This is a genomic window from Streptomyces sp. NPDC058373, assembly GCF_042723275.1.
In the GTDB taxonomy this organism is placed as follows: Bacteria; Actinomycetota; Actinomycetes; order Streptomycetales; family Streptomycetaceae; genus Streptomyces.
This window is the reverse complement of sequence record NZ_JBHXJE010000033.1, coordinates 15164-39549: the sequence shown is the minus strand read 5'-3', so window position 1 is coordinate 39549 and position 24386 is coordinate 15164. Positions and strand designations below refer to the sequence as shown.

The window sequence follows — 24386 nt, the reverse complement described above, 5'->3', positions numbered from 1 at the left end:
ATCGGGGCAGGGGCGGGAGGGTCAGTCCCCCTGGCCCACCAGGTCGCGGAGGCGGCGGCCCTGGGCGGCGCGCTCGGCGGCGCGCTGCTCGTCCAGGTCGCGGCCGACGGCACCCTGGAGCAGGGCCTTGGTCTCCACGACGGCGTCGCGGGGGGCCGCGAGCAGCGCGGCCGCCAGGTCGGCGACGGCGGCGTCGAGCTGGTCGGCGGGGACGACGAGGTTGGCGAGGCCGGTGCGCTCGGCCTCCTCGGCGTGGACGAAGCGGCCGGTGGCGCAGATCTCCAGGGCGCGGGCGTAGCCGACCAGGTGGACCAGCGGCTGGGTGCCGGTCAGGTCGGGCACCAGGCCGAGGCTGGTCTCGCGCATGGCGAACTGCACGTCCTCGGCGACCACCCTCAGGTCGCAGGCGAGCGCCAGCTGGAACCCGGCGCCGATCGCGTGCCCCTGCACGGCGGCGATGGTGATCAGGTCACTCCGCCGCCACCAGGTGAACGCCTCCTGGTACGAGGCGATGACGGCGTCCATCTCCTCGGCCGGGCCCTTGCCCATGTCGACGAAGGACGGCTCGTCCTCGAACCCCTCCGGCGTGAACGCCTGCCGGTCGAGTCCCGCCGAGAACGACTTGCCCTCGCCGCGGACCACGGCGATCCGCACCGAGCCGGGGAGCAGGCGCCCGGCCTCGGTGAGGCTGCGCCACAGGGCCGGGCTCTGCGCGTTGCGCTTCGCCGGGTTGGTCAGCGTCACCGTGGCGGTCGCCCCGTCCACGGTGAGGCGTACGCCGTCCTGGTCGAGCAGCGGGGTTGCGGGATCGGTCGCGGCCATGGCCTGCCTCCGGTGCGGTCGGTGGGGCGCGTGGGCACGCCCGTAAGTGACTGCACAGTAACCACTGACCCGGCCGGGAGCCCGACCGGGTGGAAGGTGAGCAGGCCGGACCTTCGGCGGAGGCTCGCCGCCGGGCCGACGCATGTCGTTGTCGAGAGCCCCGACGTGCTCGGTCGCTGCGCGCCCTGCGGGCGTCGGGACTCTCGACAACGACCGCGGCCCTTCGGCTCGCAGCCGTCGGCCGGGATCGGCGGTGAAGGCGGTGAAGCAGTGCTGGTGATGAGCACTGGTGCTGGTACTGGTACTGGTGTGTGCGGGTCGGGGTCAGTCCGACGAGGACTTCTTGCCTCTGGTCGCGCCGCCTCGTCCCCGCAGTGTGACACCGGATTCGCTGAGCATCCGGTGGACGAACCCGTAGGAACGTCCGGTTTCCTCCGCCAGCGCACGAATGCTCGCGCCGTCGTCGTACTTCCTCTTCAGGTCGGCGGCGAGCTTGTCGCGCGCCGCGCCGGTCACCCGGCTGCCCTTCTTCAGAGTCTCGGCCACCCGTGCCTCCTCATGCGAAGTGCGCTCTTGTCTCTCATGATCACCCCTCCCGGCCTTCCTGGCCACCCATTCGGCAAGGTCGGCGGGAGCGGGTTTTGCCAGGGAAATGGGCCATGGCCTGTGGAACCAAGCATTCCGCACGCCTCGCACCCGTACCGCCGAACGGGTTCCGGCGGGAAGCGGCTGGTCAGGGTGGAGGCGGGCCAAGGCCAGGTGGCACAAGGGATCCGAGGTCGGCGGGGCCGGTGCGGCAGCGCCTGTCGACGGCTTCTCGCCCCCAGGGTGAGAGCCGCTCACGCAGATGACGGATCAGGAGTGGGCCGAATGATCCATCCGAGGACGATCTCTCCGCGTCAACCCTGCGTACGCCGGAATGCGCCGGGTGAACGCGCCCCTTGTACCCGGACCGCACGCCGGAGCCGCCCGGCCCGGGATCGGGCGGACGGCTCGCGGGGTGTGCGTCGGGCGGGTCGGCGCCGGGCCGAACCGGTCAGGCCAGGGTGACCAGGTCGAGGTAGTCCGCGCCCCAGAGGTCCTCGACGCCGTCGGGGAGCAGGATGATCCGCTCGGGCTGGAGGGCGTCGACCGCACCCTCGTCGTGGGTGACGAGGACGACGGCGCCCTTGTACGTCTTGAGCGCGCCGAGGATCTCCTCACGGCTGGCCGGGTCGAGGTTGTTGGTGGGCTCGTCGAGGAGGAGGACGTTGGCCGAGGAGACGACCAGGGTGGCCAGGGCCAGCCGGGTCTTCTCGCCGCCGGAGAGCACCCCGGCCGGCTTGTCGACGTCGTCGCCGGAGAAGAGGAACGAGCCGAGCGTCTTGCGGACCTGCACCAGGTCCAGGTCGGGCGCGGCCGAGCGCATGTTCTCCAGGACCGTGCGGTCGGGGTCGAGCGTCTCGTGCTCCTGCGCGTAGTAGCCGAGTTTCAGCCCGTGGCCCTCGACCACGCTGCCGGTGTCGGGCTTCTCCGTCCCGGCGAGCAGCCGCAGCAGGGTCGTCTTGCCCGCGCCGTTGAGGCCGAGGATGACGACCCGGGAGCCCTTGTCGATGGCGAGGCTGACGTCGGTGAAGATCTCCAGCGAGCCGTACGACTTGGAGAGGCCCTCGGCGGTCAGCGGGGTCTTGCCGCAGGGGGCGGGCTCGGGGAAGCGCAGCTTGGCGACCTTGTCGCTGACCCGCTCGGCCTCCAGGCCGGAGAGCAGCCGCTCGGCGCGGCGGGCCATGTTCTGCGCGGCGACCGTCTTGGTGGCCTTGGCGCGCATCTTGTCGGCCTGGGCGTTGAGGGTCGCGGCCTTCTTCTCGGCGTTCTGCCGCTCGCGGCGGCGGCGCTTCTCGTCGGCCTCGCGCTGCTGCTGGTAGAGCTTCCAGCCCATGTTGTAGATGTCGATCTGGGCGCGGTTGGCGTCCAGGTAGAAGACCTTGTTGACGACCGTCTCGACCAGCTCGACATCGTGGGAGATGACGATGAAGCCGCCGCGGTAGCTCCTCAGGTAGTCGCGCAGCCAGGCGATGGAGTCCGCGTCGAGGTGGTTGGTGGGCTCGTCCAGGAGGAGCACGTCGGCGTCGGAGAAGAGGATGCGGGCCAGCTCGATACGGCGCCGCTGACCACCCGAGAGGGTGTGCAGGGGCTGGCCGAGGACCCGGTCGGGGAGGTTGAGCGCGGCGGCGATGGTGGCGGCCTCGGCCTCGGCGGCGTACCCGCCCTTGGTGAGGAACTCCGTCTCCAGCCGCTCGTACTTGCGCATCGCCTTCTCGCGGGTGGCGCCCTGGCCGGTGGCCATCCGCTGCTCGTTCTCCCGCATCTTCTTGAGCAGGGTGTCCAGGCCGCGGGCGGAGAGGACGCGGTCGCGGGCGAGGACGTCGAGGTCGCCGGTGCGCGGGTCCTGCGGGAGGTAGCCGACCTCGCCGGAGGAGGTGATGGTGCCGGCGGCGGGCTGGCCCTGCCCCGCGAGGCACTTGGTGAGGGTGGTCTTCCCCGCGCCGTTGCGGCCGACGAGGCCGATGCGGTCGCCCTTGGCGATACGGAAGGTGGCGGACTCGATGAGGACGCGGGCGCCGGCGCGCAGCTCGACACCGGAGGCGGTGATCACGGACAGACTCCTGGGCAGGAATGGAACGGACGGCGGACTGATGCGGGGGCGGTCGACGCCGTCTAATGCGTGAGGAGAATGGCCATACGGCAATTCTAACGGCGGCGGTCAACCGCTTTTCTCCCTCGACGGCCCTCCGCCCCCGGGAGCGCGGAGGCGGCAACCGGCAGATACTCGACACCGGGGCGAGCGGGCGCACGCGAGAGGGCCTGGAGCTCGGTACGGGCGCCGCCGCGCGCCCCGCTCACCGGTGAGCGGAATCACCCCGCACCGGAACGGGACGTCCCAAGGAGTGAGTGCCATGGCCCAGACCGCGAGCGGACCCCCCACCGTCTTCCCGACGGTCCTCTACGCGGACGCCCAAGCGGCCGTACGGACCCTGACGGAGGCGTTCGGCTTCACCCGGGCGGCGGTCTACGAGACGGACGACGGGAAGGTCGCCCACGCCGAGCTGTCGCTGGGCAACGGCGCCGTGATGATCGGCCCCAAGGGCACGGGCAGCGCCTACGACCGGGCGATGACGGGCGCCGGGCCGGTCGGCGTCTACGTCGTCGTCACCGACGTGGACGCCCACCACGCCCGCGCCGCCGCCCACGACGGCGTCGAGATCCTCACGCCCCCGACGGACCAGGAGTACGGCTCCCGCGACTACATGGCGCGGGACGCCGAGGGGAACATCTGGTCCTTCGGTACGTACGGTCCCGAGCTGCCCGCCTGAGCCTGGCCCGGGCCCTGGTCAGGCGCCGCCGGTGTGGACCTGGAAGGCGGCCCGGCGCACGGCCTTGGCGAGCGCCGGGTCCGGGTGGGCGGCGGCCAGCGCCACCAGGACCTGCACGGTGCGGGGGTGGCCGACCGCGCGGACGTCGGCGAGCAGGGCGGGCACCGTCGACTGGACGGCGGCCTCCAGGTGCCGGACGAGCAGCGGGGCCTCGCCGTGGTCCGCGACGGCGGCGGCCGTGTCGACCCACAGCCAGGTGGCCTCCTGGCGGCTGAGGACCAGCGGGGCGTCCTCGGGGTCGGTGCCGTCGTGCTCGGCGAGCCAGAGCAGGGCGTAGGGCCGCAGCGAGACGTCCTCGGCGGCGGCGCGCACCTCGGCCTCGGCGGGGGCGCCGACGACCCTGAGTGCCTCGAAGGCGAGGCTGCGCACCATGGCGTCCTCGCCCCGGGCCGCCTCCAGCAGCTCGGCGACGGCGCTGCCGGCGGGGCGGGCGGCGAGCCAGGCGCGATACTCCGAGCGGGCCGACTGCGGGCGCAGCCGGGCACAGCCGCGGAGCATCTCCTCGGCGGGCTGCTCGATGTTGCCCGCCGGGCTCTGGGCGGCGACGCAGATCTGCTCCAGCCGCACCCACACCGCCCAGCTCCCGAGCGGGGTGAGGGTGGCGTGGCCGTCGGCGTAGGTGAGCGCGCCGACGGCGGCGAGGCCGTGCAGGGCCCAGTCGAGCAGGGTGGCCAGCGGGATGTCCTGGCCCGGTTCGGCCGCCGGTTCGGCCCGGGGGGCGTAGGGGATCTCGCAGCGCTGGGTGCGGAGTTCCTCCACGCGCTGTTCGAGGAGGTCCAGGAGCTGGGTGACGGGGACGGGGCCCGCGGAGAGCTGGAGCAGGGTCAGCAGCTGCGGGACCGCCTCGATCACCTCGGCGCCCGCGGCGGGGGTCAGCTCGTCCGGGCCGGGGTGGACCAGCGACCAGGCGTCGAAGAGCGCCACCCAGCCGCGCAGCACGGCGGAGTCGTCCCGGTCCCAGGCGCGCAGGCGCCACCCGGCGCGGGCCACGCCGCCGTGCACCTCGACCAGTCCGGCGAGGCGGGCGGTGTCCCAGTCGGCGCGGACTTTGGCCGGGGTGAGCCCCAGCTCGCCCGCGGCGCGGATCGCGGTCGCCTCGGAGAGCGCCCCCTCTCCGTCGGCGGGTGCGGCCGGCTGGGCGGCGGGGCCGCCGCGGGGCAGTGCCGTCTCGGCCCAGCGGGCGACCCGGACGGCGTCGGCCAGGCCCTCCCTCGCCATGGCGGCGAGCCGGGCCCGGGGCGGCGTGCCCTCGGGCGGGCGGGGCGCGGGCCTGCGGGCCCGCCGTTCGGCGACCGCCGCCGGGGCGGCGGCGAGGGGTCGTGGGCGGACGATTCGGAGCCTGGAGTCGCGCGGGATACGGGACGTCACGGGGGCAGTCTTCCGGGTGAAGTACGGAAATCCCAAACGGAACTGGTGCCGGGGCTGCTATGGGCGGCTCGGAGCGAAATGTTCCAGCCGCTTTGTCCCGTCCCGGGCGGCGTGGGGCCGGGCGGGAGGCTCGGAGGCGTCGGCGCGTAGTGCGCGGGCGGCGCGAGCTCGGAGGAGTTCGTGCCCCGGGGGTGCGAGCGGGGGGGCGCGCCGTGCCGCGTCGCATGCGGGCGCCGTGTACGGGAGGGCGTCGCCGTCGGGCCGTGCCGCGCGCTGGGCGCGGGGCCGCGGGTACGGGCGGGGACTGCCTGTCGGGGCAGAAGGCTGCCGAGGCGGTCGGGCCCGCCTCGTCGGCGGTGGTGCCGGGGGGCACCTGTGGGGCGGCGGCGATCGGCCCGGCCTTGGGGGCCGGGCCGAGCGGGCGGGTCAGATCATGCCCTCGCCCTTGCGGCGGGCCTCGGCCCACTCGCGGAAGAACGCACGGCTGATCACGAACAGGACGGCGGCCACGCCGACAGGCCACATCAGGACGTACACGGTCAGAGCGATGGTGGTCACTGTGCCTCCTCCTGGGTCACTGGGTGCCCGCGGGGCTCGGGGGCGGGGTCGGTGCGGTGCCTTGCGCCCCTGTCACCTGGGGCGGGACACCGGCCCCCGCCCCGCCGTCGTCGAAGTCCCCGGTGCGCTGCGCGATGAGGGCGAAGTCGAAGCGTTCACGTCGGCCGACGGACATCGCCCAGCAGATGGCGGTGCTCACGGAGTACGCGACGAGCGAGCCGCACAGCGTCGCGTACTCGTGCAGGGAGCCGACGGCGAACGGCGCGGAGGCCACCACGGCCAGCACACCGGCGATCTTCGCTGCCCTGAGGCCGAGGAAGCCGAAGACCATCAGGCCGAGGACCACACCGATCCCGACGACCGACAGCACGTCGACGAGGATGCCGAAGACGCCGTCCAGGGGGAGCCAGTCGAAGCGGACGGGCAGGAACACCGCGAGGGCCGCGAGGACCGAGACGGTGAACGCCTTGTTGGTGACCTTCTCCCAGTAGAAGCTGGCCAGCACCGGGAAGACGAGGGCGCCCCACAGCGCGCCGACGAAGACCAGCAGGTCGAGGATGCTCAGCTGGAGGCTGGCGAAGGCCACGGCCATCGCGGTCGCCACCACCATCGTGAGGCGCCCGATCAGCAGCATCGTCCGGGGGTTGGCCTTCTTCTCGCCGGTCACGTTCTGTCCGTAGACGTCGGCCATCATGATGGAGGAGAGGGCGGAGAGGTCCGAGTCGGCGGTGGAGGAGAGCGCGCCGACGATCATGATGAAGAAGAGCGCCAGCAGCACGGGCGGCAGGTAGTCGGCGGCCATCTCGGGGATGAGGTTGTTGAGGTCGCCACCGGTCGGCTCGAAGCCCAGGTAGAGGGCGAGCACGCCGAGCATGCCGACGCCGATCACCATGGCGCCGTAGCCGATGGTCGCGGTGACGAAGACCGGCTTGATCAGGGTCTGCTTCACGGCGAAGAGCCGCTGGGCGATGGTCTGGTTGCCGATGGCGTAGGCCAGTACGGCGGCGATGTAGGGGGCGCCCTGCTCCATGAACGCCTCGCTGGAGAAGAAGTCGCCCTGCTGGGAGGTCAGGTTCTCCGCGCCCGTCTCGAACGCCGCCGGGAACCCGGCGGCGAAGAAGATGAACGGGACGATCACGGCCACCGCACCGAGCATCGCGATCACCTGCACGAAGTCGGTCAGCACGGAGGCCCGGAAGCCGGACCACAGGGTGTACAGCAGCACGCCCGCGGCCACGGCGAAGACGCCCTGGGTGAAGGTGAACGGCGACAGCAGGGAGATCAGCACGCCGCCGGCGATGAAGTTGGACATCAGGCTGATCAGGCTGCCGACGATGTTGGAGCCGGCGAGCATCAGCTGACTGGAGCGGCCGTGCCGGGCGCGCATCACCTCGGCCAGCGTGTGGGCCTTCGGGGCGACGGCGCGAATGCGCTTGCCGAAGGGGTAGATGAAGAGAATCATCAGGGCGCCCCAGAGCCCGTAGTGGATGGGCCCGGATATGCCGTAGGTGTAACCGGACGTCGCCGAGGCGTACATCGAGGACGCCCAGATCCATGTCGCCGTCATGCTGGCGGCGGAGACCCCGAACCCGATGTTGTTGCCGCCGGTCATGTACCCGTCGGCGTTCTCTTCCTTCTTGCCGATGCGGGTCGAGATCAGGAAGGTCCCTCCGTAGAAGAAGACCAGCAATCCGACTACCACCACGGCGCTGAAACCGGCTGTTTCCAGTCCGTCCACACGCACCACCTCCTTCGACTCGCGGAGCCCGGCGTCAGCCGTAGCACCCGACGGGTCGACCGGGGGAGCTGCGTGCGCGCGCCTCGCGCCCAAGGGCGCCGGCGGGGCTCCTGCTTCGGTCCCCAGGCCGCGTCATCGCTGGGATCGGGGGACGCCATAAAACGGGGGCATCCTTTGTGCCCGCAAACGCCTGGCACCATAACAGCACCGTCGCGCCGTGGCGATCTTCGATTCGCGCGGCCCCGACGAGGGCAAATGACTTCTCTAATGCGGCAGATGCCGGGAGAGTCAGCGTTTGACGGGTCGTTTGTCCTGCCTTGTCGTGACCACCTCCCCCTCTCACCGCAACCTCTTTGCTCATTGCATATGCAATGGGCGATGGTTTTGTTATGCGGTGGTGATCACGGGCACGCCTCACGTGCCCGCGGAGGCGGTGTCGCTCAGAGCAGCGGAGTCAGGAAACGGCGCAGGGCCTCGTCGTAGCCGTTGGGGTCGGCGTTCCACATGGCGGCGTGGGGGGCGTCGGGGACCGTCCGGAGGGTGATCAGGTCGGGGCGGCTGCGGGCGAGGGCGAGCGAGTACCCCAAGGGGGCGATCTCGTCGTCGGGGCCGTGGACCAGGAAGGTGGGGACGCGCAGGCCCTCGGGGCCGCCGATGTGCGGGAGCCGGTCGTCGCTGAGCCCGGTGCGGCCCTCGGCGGCGCGTACGGCGAGCGGCAGGAAGGCGCGCGGCACGTGCCTGGCGGAGGCCAGCGCCTGGACGGTCTCCTCACGGCCGAGGACCGGGGAGTCGAGGATGAGCCCGCCGATGCGGTCGCGCAGCGCGGAGCGTGCGGCGGCGAAGAGGGCCATGGTGGCGCCGGTGGACCAGCCGTAGAGGATGACGCGGGTGGCGCCGTTGGCGACGGCGAAGCGGATGGCGGCGTCGACGTCGCGCCACTCGGTGTCGCCCAGGTGGTTGAGGCCGTCCGGGGAACGGGGGGCGCCCCGGTCGCCGCGGTAGGCCAGGGAGAGCACCGGCAGGCCGAGGCGGTGCAGCTGCTCGGTCACGACCAAGGGGTGCTCGATGGTGCCGGCCAGGCCGTGGACGGCCACCACCCAGGTGCGGCGGTCGCCGGGCACCATCCAGCCGGGCAGGACGCCCAGTTCGCCGGGGATCTCGACCCCGGCGTAGGAGAGGCCGAGGGCGGTGGCGGGGTCGCCGCTGTAGAGCTGCGGGGTGAGCCAGGCCCGGTCGCCGGTGCCGGGGGTGCCGTGGAAGACGCGCTCCAGGCGGCGGACCACGGTGTCGGCGGCGACCTCGCCCTCGGTGCGGTCGAGCACCGGCCCCACGGCGGCGTGGAAGTCGCTTCCCGCGAGGCCGTAGCGGCCGGGGCGCAGGGAGGCGAGGTCGCGGGTGAGGACGATCCGCCCGCCCTCGGCCCGGTGGACCGTCAGCTTCGGTTCGGTCCGCAGCCGGTGGCCTGGTGGGAGCCGCAGGGCGGCGTCGCTGGCGTACCGGCCGGCCGCGACGGCGGCGACCCCGGCTCCGACTGCGGCGGTGACGGCCAGTGCCGTCGTTCGGGCGATACGCACCGCTCCAGTCTGCGGGCAGAGACCGCCTCCCGGCCAGTGGGCGTGGCCCGGGGGGTCACGTGGCGGGCGCCGGGCGGGCCGGGCGGCGGGTCAGCCCTCCGGCTGGCCGTAACCGCGCAGCCGGTCGGCGGCGGCCGCGAGCCGGCCGGTGTCGAGGAGGGCCGGGGTGTGGCCGGGGACGGAGCGGGCCAGCAGCCAGACGCGGCACATCCACTCCAGCTGGGCGGTGCGCTCCAGCGCCTGGCCGAGGGTGTCGCCGGTGGTGACGGTGCCGTGGTTGCGCAGCAGGCAGCCGGTGCGGTCGCGGAGGGCCTCGAGGAGGTGGGCGGCGAGTTCCCGGGTGCCGTAGAGGGCGTACGGGGCGGTGCGGACCGGGCCGCCGAACGCGGCCGCCATGTAGTGGACCGGCGGCAGGGTGTCGACGAGCGTGGAGACGGCGGTGGCGTGCGGGGCGTGGGTGTGGACGACGGCGCGGGCCGTGCCGGTGCGGTACACGGCGAGGTGGAGCGGCAGTTCGCTGGTGGGCTTCAGCGTGCCGAGGACCTGGCGGCCGTCCGGGGTGACGGCGACGGTGTCCTCGGGGCCGAGCTGGTCGTAGGGGACGCCGGTGGGGGTGATGAGGACGAGGTCCCGCGCGGTGCCGCCGCCCGGGCCGCCGGGGGTGACGCGGACGGAGACGTTGCCGGAGGTGCCGACCACCAGCCCGTCGCGGACGGTGGCCCGGGCCGTCTCCAGCAGGGCCCGCCAGGCGCGGGCGACGGTACCGTCCTGGTCCGCCAGGGCATCCTGGGCCTCCTGGACTTCCTGGTCTTCCCGGTGCTGCTCCAGCTTCTTCTCCATGGCGCGGGATCCTGCCACGGGGCTCCCCCGCGAGGGCAGCCGCCGCCCGAGGCGCGCCCCGCACCCCCAGCCCTCGCCCGGCGGCACTCCCCCGCCGGGCGGTCGCCCCGGCGTACGCACCCGCCCCCCGAAGCCCTCTCCGGCGCACGCCCCGTCCCCAGCCACCCACAGGGCATTCCGCTTCGCCGCCGCCGGCCCCGCCCGGGGCGTGCGACCTGCCTCACATCGCGGCTCCGCGGGCACCCCTGCCGAAGGCCGTGATCGAGGGCAGGAAAGGCCCCGGGAGCCGCTCCCCCACGGGGTCGGGGCGGGTCCGGGGACGAGGCGGCCGCCCGGGCTCCGGTTCGGGTCACCACGTTGCCCGGCTCAGTTCATCTTCCGTTCACTCAACACCCCTACGTTCAACGAGCCAACGACGTCCCACAGAAGTCCGGGTAAATGGAACACATCACGCTTCTCCTCGGGATCGTGATCGTGACCGCTCTCGTGTTCGACTTCACGAACGGTTTCCACGACACAGCCAACGCGATGGCCACCACCATCTCGACCGGCGCGATGAGGCCCAAGGCCGCGGTGGCGATGTCCGCCGTCCTCAACCTCGTCGGCGCGTTCCTCTCCGTGGAGGTCGCCAAGACGATCTCCGGCGGACTCATCAACGAGGACGGCCTGAAGACGGAAGTCATCTTCGCCGCCCTCGTCGGCGCCATTCTGTGGAATCTTCTGACCTGGCTCGTCGGTCTGCCGTCGAGCTCCTCGCACGCGCTCTTCGGCGGCCTCATCGGCGCCGCGGTGATGTCGGCGGGCTGGTCCTCCGTCAACGGCGGCACCGTCGTCACCAAGGTGCTGCTCCCGGCGCTCGCCGCGCCGCTCGTCGCCGGCCTCGCCGCGATGCTCGCCACCCGGCTGACCTTCCGGATCAACCGGAACGTGGACGAGAAGTCCACCGCCAAGGGCTACCGCGCCGGACAGATCGCCTCGGCCGGCCTGGTCTCGCTGGCGCACGGCACCAACGACGCCCAGAAGACGATGGGTGTCATCACCCTCGCCCTGGTGACCGGCGGTGTCCTCGCGCCCGGCTCCAACCCCCCGATGTGGGTCATCGTCTCCGCCGGTGTCGCCATCGCGCTCGGTACGTACCTGGGCGGCTGGCGCATCATCCGGACCATGGGCAAGGGCCTCACCGACCTCACGCCGCCGCAGGGCTTCGCCGCCCAGACCAGCGCCGCGACGGTCATCCTGGCCTCCTCCCACCTGGGCTTCTCCCTCTCCACCACCCAGTCGTGCTCCGGCGCGGTGATGGGTGCGGGCCTCGGCCGCAAGGGCGGTGTCGTCCGCTGGTCGACCGCCACCCGGATGTTCGTCGCCTGGGGCCTGACGCTCCCGGCCGCCGCCCTGGTCGGCGCGGCCGCCGAGTTCCTCACCAAGCAGGGCGACTGGGGCGTCGCCGCCACCGCGGTCCTGCTGGTCGGCGGGTCCTTCGCGATCTGGCTGCGCTCGCGCCGCTCCCCCGTCACCCACGACAACGTCAACGACGTCGAGCCGGGCCAGGACGAGCCCTCGGGCGTCGTCACCCAGGCCATGGCCTCCGTCGCCCCGCCGCCCACCGGCGCGGCCGCCGCCTCCGACGAGGCCGCCGCCTCGGACGCCTCCGGCGAGCGGGACGACGACGACCGGGACGGCGACGGTCCGGCGGGCGGCTCCCCGCTCTCCTCGATCCCCGGCCAGCCCGGCCACTCCTCCGCCGAACCGGCCCGGCCGGCCACGGTCTGACCCGGCCTCGCGTACGTAAGGACACCTCACCATGCACATCGACTGGGCAGCCCTCGGCGCCGTCTTCGGCGTGAGCCTCGTGGTCACCGTCGCGCTCGTCGGCTTCTTCACCCTCGGCATCGTGGGCCTCTCCAAGGGCGCGAGCAGCACGCAGGGCGGCGGATCCGGCGCCCTCGCCAGGACCGGCGGCTACCTCTGCTTCGCCCTCTGCGCGGCGGCGGTCGCCTACGGGATCTACATCATCGTGGCCTGAGGGCCACCTCCCGCCGCGAAGGGCGGACCGGACGTACGGCGTCCGGCCCGCCCTTCGGCGTACGGCGGCGCGGGCGCCCGGTGCCGCGCCGCCCCCGCTGTGGGGCTCCACACACTCTTCGCCGCAGGTCAACGGTGAGTTGACTGGTGTTCCGGGCACGTGGTGGACTGCCGGGGCCGAAACACGGAGGCAGCAGAGGAAGCCGGTGCGAATCCGGCGCGGTCCCGCCACTGTCACCGGGGAGCGGCATCTCCGCCGAGCGCCACGGCCCCCAGGGGCTGGAAGGCCAGGGGATGCCGCCGATCCGGAAGCCAGGAGACTCTCGCCCCCGGTCACGTCGAACCAGGGCGCGGACCCTGAGTGAGGACACACCGCCATGCGTGGCTGCCCGTCGCCGCCCCCTCCAGCCGTCCACCGGTCCCCCGAGCGCCGAACGGACTGAGCCCCGTGGACCGTGCCGGCCGCGTCTTCGCGTGCGGCGCCACCGCCGGGCTGCTGGCCGACGCCCTTCTCGCCGACCCCGGCCGGGGCCACCCCGTGGCCCTCTTCGGCCGGGCGGCCGCCGCCGTGGAGCGGCGCCTGTGGCACGACCACCGCGGCTGGGGCGCCCTGCACACCGCGCTCTGCGCGGGCGGCGCCACCGCCGCCGCCGCGCTGGCCGGTCGAGCCGTACGCCGCCACCCGCGCGGCGCCGTCGCGCTGACCGCCACCACGACCTGGGCCGTGGTCGGCGGCACCTCGCTGGTGCGTGAGGCCCGGCTGATCGGCGCCGCCCTCCAGGCCGGTGACGTGGCCGAGGCGCGGCGGCTGCTGCCCCGCCTCTGCGGGCGCGACCCGCAGGCGCTGGACGCCGACGCGCTGGCCCGTGCCGTGGTGGAGTCGGTCGCCGAGAACACCTCGGACGCGGTGGTCGGCGCCCTGGTCTGGGGCGCGGTCGCGGGCGTCCCCGGCCTCGTCGGGTTCCGCGCCGTCAACACGCTGGACGCCATGGTCGGCCACAAGTCGCCCCGGCTGCGCCGGTTCGGCTGGGCCTCGGCCCGCCTCGACGACGCCGTCGGCTACCCGGGGGCGCGGCTGACGGCCGCCCTCGCCGTCCTCGCCGGACCCGACCCGCGTGGCGCCGTCCGGGCCTGGCGCGCCGACGCGCACCGCCACCCGAGCCCCAACGCGGGCCCGGTCGAGGCGGCGTTCGCCGGCGCGCTCGGGGTGCGGCTCGGCGGGACCCTGGCGTACGGCGGGCGGACCGAGCACCGGCCGGTGCTCGGCGGCCAGGGCCGCCCGGTGCGGCCCGGCGACATCGAACGGGCCGCCCGGCTCTCCCGGCGCGTCGGGGCGCTGGCCCTGGTGGCGGGGGCGGGCGCACGCCTGGCCGCCGGAGCGGTACGCGGGCGCGCCCGGCGCGCGGGAACCGGGAAGGGACGGGCAGGGGCATGAGCGGCGGAGTGCTGATCGCGGGGACCACCTCGGACGCCGGGAAGAGCGTGCTGACGGCGGGCATCTGCCGGTGGCTGGCGCGGCGCGGGGTGAAGGTGGCGCCGTTCAAGGGGCAGAACATGTCCCTCAACTCGTTCGTCACCCGGGAGGGCGCGGAGATCGGCCGGGCCCAGGCCATGCAGGCGCAGGCCGCCCGCGTCGAGCCGACGGCGCTGATGAACCCGGTCCTGCTCAAGCCCGGCAGCGACCGCTCCAGCCAGGTCGTGCTGCTCGGCAAGCCGGTCGGGGAGCTGAGCGCCCAGGGTTTCTTCGGCTCGGCACGGCCCGGGGAGCCGGCGCGTGCGGTGGCGGGCGGCCGCCGTGAGGCACTGCTGGAACCGGTGCTGGAGTGCCTGGCCCGGCTGCGGGCCGAGCACGACGTGGTGGTCTGCGAGGGCGCGGGCAGCCCCGCCGAGATCAACCTGCGCCGCACCGACATCGTCAACATGGGCGTGGCCCGCGCGGCGAAGCTGCCGGTGCTGGTGGTCGGCGACATCGACCGGGGCGGGGTCTTCGCCTCGTTCTTCGGCACCACGGCACTGCTGGCCCCCGAGGACCAGGCGTTGGTGGCCGGGTACGTGGTCAACAAGTTCCGGGGCGACGTCGAGTTGCTGAAGCCCGGCGTCGAGATGCTGCGGGGCATCACCGGACGGCACACCTACGGCGTCCTGCCGTACGCCGACGGGCTCGGCATCGACGAGGAGGACGGGCTGCGGGTCTCGCTGCGCGGCGCGGTCCGCGAGTCGGTGGTGGCACCGCCGGTCGGCGAGGACGTGCTGCGGGTCGCGGTCTGCGCGGTGCCGCTGATGTCGAACTTCACCGACGTGGACGCGCTGGCCGCCGAACCGGGCGTGGTGGTGCGGTTCGTGGACCGGGCCGAGGAGCTGGCCGACGCCGACCTGGTGGTGGTCCCCGGCACCCGGGGCACGGTCCGCGCGCTGGCCTGGCTGCGTGAGCGGGGTCTGGCCGACGCGCTGCTGCGGCGGGTCGCCGAGGGGCGGCCGGTGCTCGGCATCTGCGGCGGCTACCAGCTCCTCGGCGAGCGGATCGAGGACGAGGTGGAGTCCCGGGCGGGCACCGTGGCGGGGCTCGGCGTGCTGCCGGTGCGAGTGCGGTTCGCGGCCGGGAAGACGCTGGCGCGGCCGGCCGGTTCGGCCCTCGGCGAGCCGGCCGAGGGGTACGAGATCCATCACGGCGTCGCCGAGGTACGGGGCGGCGAGCCGGTCTTCACCGACGCGGCCGGGCGGGCCCTGGACGGCTGCCGGGTCGGCGCGGTGTGGGGCACCCACTGGCACGGCTCGCTGGAGAGCGACGGCTACCGCAGGGCCTTCCTCACCGAGGTGGCCCGGGCCGCGGGCCGCCGCTTCGTCCCCGCCCCCGACACCTCCTTCGGCCTGCTCCGCGAGGAGCAGCTCGACCGGCTCGGCGACCTGATCGAGGAGCACGCCGACACCGAGGCGCTGCTGCGCCTCATCGAGCGGGGCGCCCCGCCCGGCCTGCCGTTCCTCCCGCCGGGAGCGCCATGACCCGCGCCCCGGTCAGCGAGCCTCACGCCCGCACGCCCGGGCTCCGCCCTCCCGGCGGCCCCGCGTCCCCTGTCCGCCGTACCCCTGCCGCCGCGCGGCGCGTGGTCTTGGTGAGTGAAGGAGTGAAGTCCCGATGAGTACCAGTTCCCGCTATCCGTTCACCGCGATCGTCGGTCAGGACGACCTGCGGCTGGCGCTGCTGCTGAACGCGGTCTCCCCGGCGGTCGGCGGTGTCCTCGTCCGGGGGGAGAAGGGCACCGCCAAGTCGACGGCGGTACGCGCGCTGGCCGCGCTGCTGCCGCCGGTGCGGGCCGTGGAGGGGTGCCGCTTCTCCTGCGACCCGGCCGCGCCCGACCCCGACTGCCCGGACGGGCCGCACCCGGTGGACGGGCAGGGCGGCCGGGGCCGGGAGCGGGCGGCGCGGATGGTGGAGCTGCCGGTCGGCGCCTCCGAGGACCGGCTGGTCGGCGCGCTCGACATCGAACGGGCCCTGGCGGAGGGCGTGAAGGCGTTCGAGCCGGGCCTGCTGGCCGACGCGCACCGCGGCATCCTCTACGTCGACGAGGTCAACCTCCTCCACGACCACCTCATCGACCTGCTGCTCGACGCGGCGGCGATGGGCGCCTCGTACGTGGAGCGCGAGGGCGTCTCGGTGCGGCACGCGGCCCGCTTCCTGCTGGTCGGCACGATGAACCCGGAGGAGGGCGAGCTGCGCCCGCAGCTGCTGGACCGGTTCGGTCTGACCGTGGAGGTCGCCGCCTCCCGGGAGCCGGGCCAGCGCGTCGAGGTGGTCCGCCGCCGCCTCGCCTTCGAGGACGACCCGGCCGCCTTCGCGGGCCGCTGGTCCGGCGAGGAGGCCGAGCTGCGCGAGCGGGTGGCCGCCGCCCGGGCGCTGCTGCCCCAGGTACGCCTGGGCGACGGGGCGCTGCGCCGGATCGCGGCGGTGTGCGCGGCGTTCGAGGTCGACGGGATGCGCGGCGACCTGGTGATGGCGCGCACCGCGACGGCGCTGGCCGCCTGGGCCGGGCGCACCGAGGTCGCCGTCGAGGACGTACGGCAGGCCGCGCTGCTGGCGCTGCCGCACCGGCGCCGCCGCAACCCCTTCGACGCACCGGGCCTGGACGAGGAGAAGCTGGACGAGGTGCTGCGGGACGCCGCCGCCGACGACCCCGAGGACGAGCCGCCGACGCCGCCCGAGGGGCAGGCGCCGGAGGACCCGGCCGACGGCGACGGCGACGACGGCCCGGGCCCGGACGGCGGCGGGGGCGGGGGCGGGCAGCCCGACCCCGGCGACGGCGGTTCCGGCGGGGTCCCGCCGCAGCGCGCCGAGGACTCCGGTGCCGGGGCACCCGAAGACGCGCCCGAGGCGCTGACCGGGCGGGAGCCCGGCGAGCCCGCCGGCGGTACGCCCCGCCCGGCCTCGGCGGAGCAGCAGGCGGTGGCGGCGGGCGAACCCTTCCGCACCAAGGCGCTCAGCGTGCCGGGGCTCGGCGCGGGCGCTGCGGGCCGCAGGTCCCGGGCGCGTACCGAGCACGGCAGGACCACCGGCGCCACCCGCCCCGAGGGCGCGCTGACCAAGCTGCACCTGACGGCGACGGTCCGGGCGGCCGCCCCGCACCAGCGGGCGCGCGGCCGGTCGGGGCGGGGCCTGGTGGTGCGCCGCGACGACCTGCGGCAGGCGACCCGGGAGGGCCGCGAGGGCAACCTCGTGCTCTTCGTGGTGGACGCCTCCGGGTCGATGGCGGCCCGCAAGCGGATGGGGGCGGTCAAGGGCGCGGTGCTGTCGCTGCTCCTCGACGCCTACCAGCGGCGCGACAAGGTGGGGCTGGTGACGTTCCGGGGCCGCGAGGCCGAGGTGGCGCTGCCCCCGACCTCGTCGGTGGACGCGGCCGCCGCCCGCCTCCAGTCGCTGCCGACCGGCGGCCGGACCCCGCTGGCGGCGGGCCTGCTGAGGGCCCACGACGTGCTGCGGGTGGAGCGGCTGCGGGACGCCACCCGCCGCCCGCTGCTGGTCGTCGTCACCGACGGCCGGGCCACCGGCGGCCCCGAGCCGGTGGCGCTGGCGGCCAGGGCCGCCCGGCTGCACGCCGCCGAGGCGACCGCGAGTGTGGTCGTCGACTGCGAGGCGGGCCCGGTCCGCCTCGGGCTCGCCGCCGAACTCGCCCGCGAACTGCGGGGCACCGCCGTCACCTTGGACGAGCTGCGGGCCGAGGCGCTCACCGGCCTGGTCAAGGACGTCACCGATCACCACCACGCCCGGAGGGCCGCGTAATGCCGCAGGGACAGCCGTCCGTCGTCCCCGAGGACGGACTCACCACACGTCAGCGCCGCAACCGTCCCCTGGTCGCGGTCCACACCGGCCCCGGCAAGGGCAAGTCGACGGCGGCCTTCGGGCTGGCGCTGCGCGCCTGGAACCAGGGATGGCCGATCGGGGTGTTCCAGTTCGTCAAGTCGGCGAAGTGGAAGGTCGGCGAGGAGAACGCGCTGAAGGTGCTGGGCGCCGGCAGCGAGGGCGGCCGCGTCGACTGGCACAAGATGGGCGAGGGCTGGTCGTGGGTGCAGCGCGACGACCAGCAGGACAACGAGGCCAAGGCGCGCGAGGGGTGGGAGCAGGTCAAGCGCGACCTGGCCGCCGAGACGTACCGGCTGTACGTGCTGGACGAGTTCGCCTATCCGCTGCACTGGGGATGGATCGACACCGCCGAGGTCATCGAGGTGCTGCGGGCCCGCCCCGGCAACCAGCACGTGGTGATCACCGGCCGCAACGCCCCCGCCGAACTGGTGGACTTCGCCGACCTGGTCACCGAGATGACCAAGGTGAAGCACCCGATGGACGCGGGCCAGAAGGGCCAGCGAGGCATCGAGTGGTGAGGACGCTCCACATGCCCCGCCTGGTGGTGGCGGCCCCGTCGTCGGGCAGCGGCAAGACGACGGTGGCGACCGGCCTGATGGCTGCCTTCACCGGGCGGGGCCTGGCGGTCTCGCCGCACAAGGCGGGCCCCGACTACATCGACCCGGGCTACCACGCCCTGGCCACCGGCCGCCCGGGCCGCAACCTCGACGCCTACCTCTGCGGCACCGAGCTGCTCGGCCCGCTCTTCGCGCACGGCGCGGCCGGGGCCGACCTGGCCGTGGTGGAAGGCGTGATGGGCCTGTACGACGGTGCGGCCGGGCAGGGCGAGCTGGCCTCCACGGCGCAGCTGGCGAAGGCGCTGCGGGCGCCGGTGGTGCTGGTGGTCGACGGCTCCTCGCAGTCCCGTTCGGTGGCGGCGCTGGTGCACGGCTTCGCCTCCTGGGACCCGGAAGTGCGGATCGGCGGGGTGATCCTCAACAAGGTCGGCTCCGACCGGCACGAGGAGCTCCTGCGCGCGGCCCTGGACGAGGCCGGCGTCGACGTGCTCGGCGTGCTGCGCCGCACCCCGCAGGCCGCGACGCCCTCCCGCCACCTGGGCCTCATCCCGGTGGCGGAGCGCGAGCCGGACGCGGTGGCGGCGGTGGCGGCGATGGCCGCCCAGGTCCGCGCGGGCTGCGACCTGGACGCGCTGTGGGCGCTGGCCCGTTCGGCGCCGCCGCTCACCGACGCGCCGTGGGACCCGGCCGAGACGCTGGCCGGTGCGGGCGCTCCTCCCCCGCCGGCCGGGCCCCGCCCGGTGGTCGCGGTGGCAGGGGGCGCCGCCTTCACCTTCTCCTACGCCGAGCACGCCGAACTCCTGACGGCGGCCGGCGCCGAGGTGGTCCCCTTCGACCCGCTCCGCGACGAGCGGCTGCCGGAGGGCACCGGGGCGCTGGTGATCGGCGGCGGCTTCCCGGAGGTGTACGCCCCCGAGCTGTCGGCCAACGCCCCGCTCCGCGCCGATGTCGCCGCCCTCGCCGCCTCGGGGGCGCCGGTGGCCGCCGAGTGCGCGGGCCTGCTCTACCTGGCGCGGGAGCTGGACGGCGCCCCGATGTGCGGCGTGCTGGACGCCTCCGCGCGGATGACGGAGCGGCTGACGCTGGGCTACCGGGACGCGGTGGCGGTCGGCGACTCGGTGCTGGCCCCGGCCGGGACGCGGGTGGCGGGCCACGAGTTCCACCGCACCCGCCTGGAGCCCGGCGCGGGCGCCGATCCGGCCTGGGGTGTGGTGCGGCCGGGCCCGCCCCGCACCGAGGGGTTCGTCCAGGGCGGCGTGCACGCCTCCTACCTGCACGTCCACTGGGCGGCCCTGCCGTCGGCGGCGGCCCGTCTGACGGCCCGGGCGCTCCGTCCCGGCGCGGCCGGTGCGGCCGGGACGCGGGGTGCCGCCGGGGCGGCCGTATGACCGGCCCTCCGGCCGGAGCCTGGCTGGTGGTGGGCGTCGGCGCCTGCCGCGACGCGCCCGCCGAGGCGGTGCACGCGCTGGTGAGCGGGGTCCTGGCGGAGCTGGGCCCGGGCGCCGGGCGGCTGCTGGAGCTGGCCACCGTCGAGGCGAAGGCCACCGAGCCGGGGCTCGTCGAGGCGGCCCGGCTGCTGGGGGTGGGGCTGCGGTCCTGGGCGCCCGAGGTGCTGGCCGAGGTGGCGACGCCGCACTCCTCGCCGACCGCGCTGGCGGCGCTGGGGGTGCCCTCGGTCGCGGAGGCGGCGGCGCTGGCGGGCGGCGGCGAACTCCTCGTACCGAAACGGAAGTCGGGCGGTCCCGGTCCCGCGGTGGCGACCTGCGCGGTGGCGCGGCGCGACCCGGCGGCGACCGCCTCGGGGACGGAGTGACGATGGACGAGCCCGACCTGCGGCACCACGGCGACGCCGAGGTGCGCGGCGCCGGACTGACCGACCTCGCGGTGAACGTGCGCACCGGCACGCCCCCGCCCTGGCTGCGGGAGCGGATCGCCGCCTCGCTGGGCGGCCTCGCCGCCTACCCGGACGGGCGGGCGGCCCGCGCGGCGGTCGCGGCTCGGCACGGGGTGGCTCCCGAGTGGGTGCTGCTCACCTCCGGCGCGGCGGAGGCGTTCGTCCTGCTGGCGCGGGCCCTGCCGGTACGGCGTCCCGTCGTGGTGCACCCGCAGTTCACCGAGCCGGAGGCGGCGTTGCGGGACGCCGGGCACCGGGTGGACCGGGTCCTGCTGCGGGAGGCAGACGGCTTCCGGCTGGAGGCCGCCGCCGTCCCCGACGACGCCGACCTGGTGGTGGTCGGCAACCCCACCAACCCCACCTCCGTCCTGCATCCCGCGCGCGAACTGGCCCGGCTCGCCCGGCCGGGGCGGGTGCTCGTGGTGGACGAGGCGTTCATGGACGCGGTGCCGGGCGAACGCGAGGCCCTCGCGGGCCGGACCGACCTCCCCGGCCTGGTCGTCCTCCGCAGCCTCACCAAGACCTGGGGCCTGGCGGGCCTGCGCATCGGCTACGTCCTGGCCGAGCCCGAACTGATCACCCGCCTCGCCTCGGCCCAGCCCCTGTGGCCGGTCTCCACTCCGGCCCTGACCGCCGCCGAGGCGTGCGTCTGCCCACCCGCGCTGGCCGAGGCGGAGGAGGCCGCCCGGCGGATCGCGGCCGACCGCGAACTGCTGGTGGCGGGGCTGGAGAAGCGGGCGGAGTCGGGGGTACGGGTCGCGGGCCCGGCCGAGGCACCGTTCGTCCTGATGGCGGTGGAGGACGCGGCCGCGGTCCGCGAGGAACTACGCACCCTCGGCTTCGCGGTCCGCCGCGGCGACACCTTCCCGGGCCTCGGCCCGGACTGGCTCCGCCTGGCGGTCAGGGACGCGGCGACGACGGAGGGGTTCCTGGGGGCCCTGGACCTGGCGTTGGCGCGGAGGCGGTGAACGGGCTACTGGCTTGCGCGTCGAAACAGGGATGCCGGACAGCAGCCCCGCGCGGTACAACAAGGGGATGACCGTCTTCCGCTGTTCCCGGTGCGGCACCGCCATCACGCCGGAGCCGGCCAGGCTCGCCGCCGTCCCCGACGTCTCGGAGGACGATCGTGACCGGGACAGAAAGACGCGCCGGGCGCCCTCCACCGTTCCGCAGGGCCACTACGCGATCGACCCCGAGCCCTGGGGGGCTCCTTACGTCGCACAGGACGATCAGGAGGAGCCGAGGCCCGCCCAGTCACGCGGAGGGCTGGTCTGCCACGAAGAAGTCTTCGTCATCTCGGCGGGCACCCGCCGCACCGTGCTGGTGCACCCCGACGACGCTGCCGGCCTCCAGCCCCTGCCCCAGGGGGCCAACAGCACCGGGTGCTGCGGACCGATGGGCGACGAAGGGCTCAACCGGGCCTGCCCCTGCGGCGCGCCGGTCGCGACCCTCGCAGCCGACTGCTTCGGCCCCTAGGAACTGCACCTCGACCCGGTCCGGACCTCCGTGTCCAGCCAGTGAGACCAGGCAGCGCATTCGGCTGAGGCGCGCCATACGGCAGACGGAGCCGGAGCACGCATTCGGTCCGGACAGGCCGCATTCGCGCCCCCTTGACGAGAAAAGGGGGCGGCCGCCCCACGCGGCCGCCCCCTCCGGTACGGGAGCGGGGCGCCCCACGCGCCCCGCTCCCGTCCGTCCGTGCGGCCGGACGCCGTCCTCGACGCGGCGCCCGGCCTCCCCCTGCCGCCCGGCCCACCCCCCGGTGGCCGTGCGGCAGGGTCAGATCAGGCGCGCTTGCGGCGGGTCAGGGCGAGGGCGCCGCCGCCCGCGGCGAGCAGGAGGACGGCGCCGCCCGCGAGGTAGGGGGTCATGGAACTGCCGCCGGTCTCGGCGAGGTTCTCGGTGGCGGGGGCCTTGCCCGTCTGGGTGGTGACGCCCTCGTCCCCGGTCTTCGCCTGCTCGGTACCGGAGCTGTCGGCGGGCTTCTCGGCCTCCTCCTCCGCTGCGGGCTCCTCGGCGGGCTTCTCCTCCTCGGGCGCGGGGGCCGGGGCCGCGGGGGCCTCGCAGGTGGCTCCGGCGAGGGTGACGGTGCCGTCGACCTCGGCGACGCCCAGCTTGAGCGGGTTGACGGAGACCTTGAGCTCCAGGGCGGTGGCCGCGGCGGTCGAGGTGGTGGTGTGCCGCTTGGAGAGGTCGAGGGTGACCTCTCCGACGCCGGGCACCTCGACCTCGGTGGTGCCGCCCGCGGTGAGGGTGACGCGCTTGCCGAGGACGGTGACCTGGCCGAGCACGTTGGCCTCGGCGACCGGCTTCTTCCCCGCCTCGCAGAGCGCGGTGGAGGTGGCCTTCTCGACCTCCAGGAGCGGCAGGGCGGGCAGGCCCGGCAGGTGCACCTTGGCGTGGGCGAGCGTGGTGTGCCCCTCCGCCTTGTGCGCGTCGGCGGTGGCCTTCGCCTCGGCCACCTGGGCGCTGAGCACGCTGAACGGCTCGCCGTTGTTGACGCCGGAGAGCTCGGCGTTCAGCGCTGTCTTCTCGGCGCTCTGAGGCGCGTGGACCTCGTTGAGCGCGACCTTCAGCGGGACGTTGACGGTCTTGTTGAGCAGCGAGACGTCGAGGCCGGTGCGCAGGACGACCGCGTCCGCCCGCCCGTGGTCGCCGGTGGCGTGGGCCGTCGAGGCCGAGGCGAGGGCGAGCGGTGCCGCGACGAGCAGTCCGGCCGCCGAGGTGGCCACCAGACGGCGTGCGGGCATGCGGAAGTTGGTGCTGTTCAAGATGGTGAAACCCCCACAGAGACATGGAGCCGCCGAGGGCCGCGCTTGGGGACAGGCGGCCGTCGACGACGTCGTTGCCGGAATCTTTACGCACTGCGGGTGAAGGGGCGACAACCTCGGGCGAGTTCACTCCAAAGGGGGGTTTTGGCGCATGCGTTCGACCCGATCGGCACGGCCGTTCCCTCCCGTCACCCGATCCGCCCGTTTCCAGGCCCCCGGAGGGCGTACGGACGGCATACGCGGACGCCGGGACGCCTCGGGGGCCGGAGCACAACGACCCTGCTCCGGCCCCCGTAACGGCCCGTCAACACGCTTCTTCCGCCCTCAGGCGACGACCTTCCCCCCGATCACCACCCGGCGCGGCCTCGCCAGCACCCGCACGTCGGCGCGGGGGTCGCTCTCGTAGACCACCAGATCGCCCGGGGCGCCCTCGGACAGCCCGGGGCGGCCGAGCCAGTCGCGGGCGCCCCACGTGGTGGCGGCGAGCGCGTCGAGCGGCGGGATCCCGGCGGTGACCAGTTCGGCGACCTCGGCGGCGACCAGGCCGTGCGGCAGGCTGCCGCCCGCGTCGGTGCCGACGAAGACGGGGATGCCGGCGTCCCAGGCCGCGCGGACCGTGTCGTAACGGCGCTCGTAAAGCCGCCGCATGTGGGCCGACCAGGTGGGGAACTTGGCCTCGCCGCCCGCCGCGAGGTCGGGGAAGGTGGCGATGTTGACCAGGGTCGGCACGATGGCGACGCCACGCTCGGCGAAGAGCGGGATGGTGTCCTCGGTGAGGCCGGTGGCGTGCTCGACGCAGTCGATCCCCGCCTCGACCAGGTCGCGCAGCGAGTCCTCGGCGAAGCAGTGCGCGGTGACCCGGGCGCCGAGCCGGTGCGCCTCGGCGATGGCCGCCTCGACCGCCTCGCGGGGCCAGCAGGGCGTCAGGTCGCCGGCGCCCCGGTCGATCCAGTCGCCGACCAGCTTGACCCAGCCGTCGCCGCGCCGCGCCTCCTGGCCGACGTAGGCGACCAGTTCGTCCGGCTCGATCTCGTGGGCGTAGTTGCGGATGTAGCGGCGGGTGCGCGCGATGTGGCGGCCGGCCCGGATGACGCGCGGCAGGTCGTCCCGCTCGTCCATCCAGCGGGTGTCGCTCGGGGAGCCGGCGTCGCGCAGCAGCAGCGCCCCGGCGTCGCGGTCGGTGAGCGCCTGCTTCTCGGCGACGTCCGCCGCGACCGGGCCGTGCCGGTCCAGGCCGACATGGCAGTGGGCGTCGACCAGTCCGGGCAGCGCCCACCCCTCGACGGTCCGCACCTCGCGGGCCCCCGGCGGCCTGCTGAAGGTGATCCGCCCGCCCACCACCCAGAGTTCGTCCCCGGCCTCCTCGGGACCGACCAGTATCCGGCCCTTCACGTGCAGCACCATGTCCTCGCTCATGCACGGCAGCGTAGGACCCGGTGGGTACGCTCGGACCGGCAGCCCGACGATCGACCGGCG

Annotated in this window: 21 protein-coding genes and 1 riboswitch; of the genes, 11 read left to right on the top strand and 10 right to left on the bottom strand. The window is 74.8% G+C overall.

Features of this window, described 5'->3' with window-relative positions; translation table 11 throughout:
• Positions 1-21: 21 nt before the first annotated feature.
• The 3 genes from ACFWMZ_RS19325 to ACFWMZ_RS19315 form a co-directional block, all read right to left on the bottom strand.
• Positions 22-822, bottom strand: a complete 801-nt coding sequence (locus tag ACFWMZ_RS19325) for an enoyl-CoA hydratase/isomerase family protein (RefSeq protein ID WP_383179295.1) — start codon at positions 820-822, stop codon at positions 22-24.
• Between the two features lie 324 nt (positions 823-1146).
• Positions 1147-1368, bottom strand: a complete 222-nt coding sequence (locus ACFWMZ_RS19320) for a helix-turn-helix domain-containing protein (protein WP_383179298.1) — start codon at positions 1366-1368, stop codon at positions 1147-1149.
• A gap of 490 nt (positions 1369-1858) precedes the next feature.
• Positions 1859-3457, bottom strand: a complete 1599-nt coding sequence (locus ACFWMZ_RS19315) for an ABC-F family ATP-binding cassette domain-containing protein (RefSeq protein ID WP_383179301.1) — start codon at positions 3455-3457, stop codon at positions 1859-1861.
• A gap of 301 nt (positions 3458-3758) precedes the next feature.
• Between ACFWMZ_RS19315 and ACFWMZ_RS19310 the strand changes: the two genes are divergently transcribed.
• On the top strand, positions 3759-4175 hold the full coding sequence (locus tag ACFWMZ_RS19310) for a VOC family protein (RefSeq protein ID WP_383179304.1): 417 nt from the start codon (positions 3759-3761) through the stop codon (positions 4173-4175).
• Positions 4176-4193: 18 nt separating this feature from the next.
• Here ACFWMZ_RS19310 and ACFWMZ_RS19305 read toward each other — a convergent pair whose 3' ends face one another.
• The 5 genes from ACFWMZ_RS19305 to ACFWMZ_RS19285 form a co-directional block, all read right to left on the bottom strand.
• On the bottom strand, positions 4194-5603 hold the full coding sequence (locus ACFWMZ_RS19305; RefSeq protein WP_383203014.1) for a hypothetical protein: 1410 nt from the start codon (positions 5601-5603) through the stop codon (positions 4194-4196).
• Between the two features lie 426 nt (positions 5604-6029).
• Positions 6030-6161 carry a putative transporter small subunit gene (locus tag ACFWMZ_RS19300; RefSeq protein WP_383179310.1) on the bottom strand — a complete coding sequence of 44 codons (132 nt, stop codon included), beginning with the start codon at positions 6159-6161 and terminating at the stop codon, positions 6030-6032.
• A 16-nt stretch (positions 6162-6177) separates the two neighbouring features.
• Entirely contained in the window at positions 6178-7899 is a 1722-nt protein-coding gene (locus tag ACFWMZ_RS19295; protein ID WP_383203011.1) for a sodium:solute symporter family protein, read from the bottom strand.
• Positions 7900-8339: 440 nt separating this feature from the next.
• Positions 8340-9473, bottom strand: coding sequence for an alpha/beta hydrolase (locus ACFWMZ_RS19290; protein WP_383203008.1), 1134 nt, complete (start codon positions 9471-9473; stop codon positions 8340-8342).
• A 90-nt stretch (positions 9474-9563) separates the two neighbouring features.
• Positions 9564-10331 (bottom strand): class II aldolase/adducin family protein, encoded by a 768-nt coding sequence (locus ACFWMZ_RS19285; RefSeq protein WP_383203005.1) that lies wholly within the window; start codon positions 10329-10331, stop codon positions 9564-9566.
• Between the two features lie 420 nt (positions 10332-10751).
• On the opposite strand from ACFWMZ_RS19285, the gene ACFWMZ_RS19280 reads away from it, so the two are divergent.
• From ACFWMZ_RS19280 to ACFWMZ_RS19235, 10 genes are all read left to right on the top strand, one after another.
• Entirely contained in the window at positions 10752-12083 is a 1332-nt protein-coding gene (locus ACFWMZ_RS19280; RefSeq protein WP_383203002.1) for an anion permease, read from the top strand.
• 31 nt (positions 12084-12114) lie between these two features.
• Positions 12115-12336, top strand: coding sequence for a hypothetical protein (locus tag ACFWMZ_RS19275; protein ID WP_383179322.1), 222 nt, complete (start codon positions 12115-12117; stop codon positions 12334-12336).
• 194 nt (positions 12337-12530) lie between these two features.
• A riboswitch (cobalamin riboswitch) is annotated at positions 12531-12658 on the top strand.
• Between the two features lie 125 nt (positions 12659-12783).
• A complete protein-coding gene (locus ACFWMZ_RS19270; protein ID WP_383203000.1) occupies positions 12784-13770 on the top strand; it encodes a cobalamin biosynthesis protein in 987 nt (328 codons plus the stop codon).
• Positions 13767-15335, top strand: coding sequence for a cobyric acid synthase (locus ACFWMZ_RS19265; RefSeq protein ID WP_383202997.1), 1569 nt, complete (start codon positions 13767-13769; stop codon positions 15333-15335). Before ACFWMZ_RS19270 ends, ACFWMZ_RS19265 begins: the two co-directional genes overlap by 4 nt.
• 133 nt (positions 15336-15468) lie before the next feature.
• Positions 15469-17607 carry a putative cobaltochelatase gene (locus tag ACFWMZ_RS19260; protein ID WP_383179330.1) on the top strand — a complete coding sequence of 713 codons (2139 nt, stop codon included), beginning with the start codon at positions 15469-15471 and terminating at the stop codon, positions 17605-17607.
• The gene (cobO, locus tag ACFWMZ_RS19255) at positions 17607-18206 is read left to right on the top strand and encodes a cob(I)yrinic acid a,c-diamide adenosyltransferase (RefSeq protein WP_383179333.1); all 600 of its coding nucleotides are present in this window, start codon (positions 17607-17609) and stop codon (positions 18204-18206) included. The genes ACFWMZ_RS19260 and cobO overlap by 1 nt, the downstream gene beginning before the upstream one ends.
• Positions 18207-18217: 11 nt before the next feature.
• Entirely contained in the window at positions 18218-19633 is a 1416-nt protein-coding gene (locus tag ACFWMZ_RS19250; RefSeq protein ID WP_383202995.1) for a cobyrinate a,c-diamide synthase, read from the top strand.
• Entirely contained in the window at positions 19630-20058 is a 429-nt protein-coding gene (locus ACFWMZ_RS19245; protein WP_383202992.1) for a cobalamin biosynthesis protein, read from the top strand. Before ACFWMZ_RS19250 ends, ACFWMZ_RS19245 begins: the two co-directional genes overlap by 4 nt.
• 2 nt (positions 20059-20060) lie before the next feature.
• Entirely contained in the window at positions 20061-21107 is a 1047-nt protein-coding gene (cobC, locus tag ACFWMZ_RS19240) for an Rv2231c family pyridoxal phosphate-dependent protein CobC (protein ID WP_383202989.1), read from the top strand.
• 31 nt (positions 21108-21138) lie between these two features.
• Positions 21139-21615 carry a hypothetical protein gene (locus tag ACFWMZ_RS19235; RefSeq protein WP_383202987.1) on the top strand — a complete coding sequence of 159 codons (477 nt, stop codon included), beginning with the start codon at positions 21139-21141 and terminating at the stop codon, positions 21613-21615.
• A gap of 308 nt (positions 21616-21923) precedes the next feature.
• Here the strand turns inward: ACFWMZ_RS19235 and ACFWMZ_RS19230 are convergent, their stop codons facing one another.
• Both ACFWMZ_RS19230 and ACFWMZ_RS19225 read right to left on the bottom strand, forming a co-directional pair.
• Positions 21924-22910: an SCO1860 family LAETG-anchored protein gene (locus ACFWMZ_RS19230; protein WP_383202984.1), complete on the bottom strand. Its 987-nt coding sequence runs from the start codon at positions 22908-22910 to the stop codon at positions 21924-21926.
• A 324-nt stretch (positions 22911-23234) separates the two neighbouring features.
• Entirely contained in the window at positions 23235-24326 is a 1092-nt protein-coding gene (locus tag ACFWMZ_RS19225; protein ID WP_383202981.1) for an amidohydrolase family protein, read from the bottom strand.
• Positions 24327-24386 lie beyond the last annotated feature (60 nt).

Coding starts and splice junctions, on each gene's coding strand:
- ACFWMZ_RS19325 (WP_383179295.1), bottom strand. CDS start 822: ATGGCCGCGACCGATCCCGCAACCCCGCTGCTCGACCAGGACGGCGTA.
- ACFWMZ_RS19310 (WP_383179304.1), top strand. CDS start 3,759: ATGGCCCAGACCGCGAGCGGACCCCCCACCGTCTTCCCGACGGTCCTC.
- ACFWMZ_RS19280 (WP_383203002.1), top strand. CDS start 10,752: ATGGAACACATCACGCTTCTCCTCGGGATCGTGATCGTGACCGCTCTC.
- ACFWMZ_RS19275 (WP_383179322.1), top strand. CDS start 12,115: ATGCACATCGACTGGGCAGCCCTCGGCGCCGTCTTCGGCGTGAGCCTC.
- ACFWMZ_RS19265 (WP_383202997.1), top strand. CDS start 13,767: ATGAGCGGCGGAGTGCTGATCGCGGGGACCACCTCGGACGCCGGGAAG.
- ACFWMZ_RS19260 (WP_383179330.1), top strand. CDS start 15,469: ATGAGTACCAGTTCCCGCTATCCGTTCACCGCGATCGTCGGTCAGGAC.
- cobO (WP_383179333.1), top strand. CDS start 17,607: ATGCCGCAGGGACAGCCGTCCGTCGTCCCCGAGGACGGACTCACCACA.
- ACFWMZ_RS19250 (WP_383202995.1), top strand. CDS start 18,218: ATGCCCCGCCTGGTGGTGGCGGCCCCGTCGTCGGGCAGCGGCAAGACG.
- ACFWMZ_RS19245 (WP_383202992.1), top strand. CDS start 19,630: ATGACCGGCCCTCCGGCCGGAGCCTGGCTGGTGGTGGGCGTCGGCGCC.
- cobC (WP_383202989.1), top strand. CDS start 20,061: ATGGACGAGCCCGACCTGCGGCACCACGGCGACGCCGAGGTGCGCGGC.
- ACFWMZ_RS19235 (WP_383202987.1), top strand. CDS start 21,139: ATGCCGGACAGCAGCCCCGCGCGGTACAACAAGGGGATGACCGTCTTC.
- ACFWMZ_RS19225 (WP_383202981.1), bottom strand. CDS start 24,326: ATGAGCGAGGACATGGTGCTGCACGTGAAGGGCCGGATACTGGTCGGT.